Source organism: Pseudomonas sp. BN607, from assembly GCF_029871175.1.
GTDB lineage: Bacteria > Pseudomonadota > Gammaproteobacteria > Pseudomonadales > Pseudomonadaceae > Aquipseudomonas.
The window spans coordinates 1-652 of sequence record NZ_SSOE01000010.1; the positions used below are offsets into that span (position 1 = coordinate 1).

The 652-nt window shown below is 56.4% G+C and carries 1 protein-coding gene; it reads left to right on the forward strand.

Annotated features, from left to right (window positions below; all coding sequences use genetic code 11):
• Positions 1-652: immunoglobulin-like domain-containing protein (locus E8E68_RS00050; RefSeq protein ID WP_280339033.1), on the forward strand; the 652-nt coding region annotated here is incomplete at both ends.

The following is a 652-nucleotide window of genomic DNA, read 5'->3' on the forward strand; positions in this document are numbered from 1 at the left end:
CAACGGCTCGACCGTCAGCACCACCATTACCGGCGCAACTGGCGGCAACTTTGAACAGCTGACTCCGAATCCGACTCCGGCTTCGACCGTCATCAATGACAGCATTGATACCGTCACTGTAAGCATCGTCAGCAATGGCAATGTGACAGAAGACCAGCAGCCTTCCTTCACTGTGAAGGTAAGCCAGGCGCTGGACCGGCCATTGACTGTAACCTTGTCGAACGGCGACACCGTGACCATTGAGGCCGGTAAAACCGAAGTCGAGTACAAAACCTCGCCTCAGGGCGATGACGTATACAACGATGCTGGCTCCATCACCCTTGGGGTCACCGACGCTACTGTTCCCGGTGCCACTTTTGAGAAACTGGCCTTGGGTAGCCCGGCTACCGTTCAAATCTCGGATACCCTCAGTGAGGTTGTGGCCAAGCTGACTGCAACTCCTTCGGTGACCGAAGGTGGTGAGATCACTTACACCATTACCCTGACCAATAAAGATGGCCTGCCGATCAACAACCACAGCGCCCTGACCTTCACACTGAGCGACGGCAAGACCGTTATCACTGTGCCGGCCAACGGCACTACTGGCAGCATCACCGTCACCGCCCCGGACAACGTTTACGCTGGTGCGAACGACCCAGTCGTGAAGTCGATC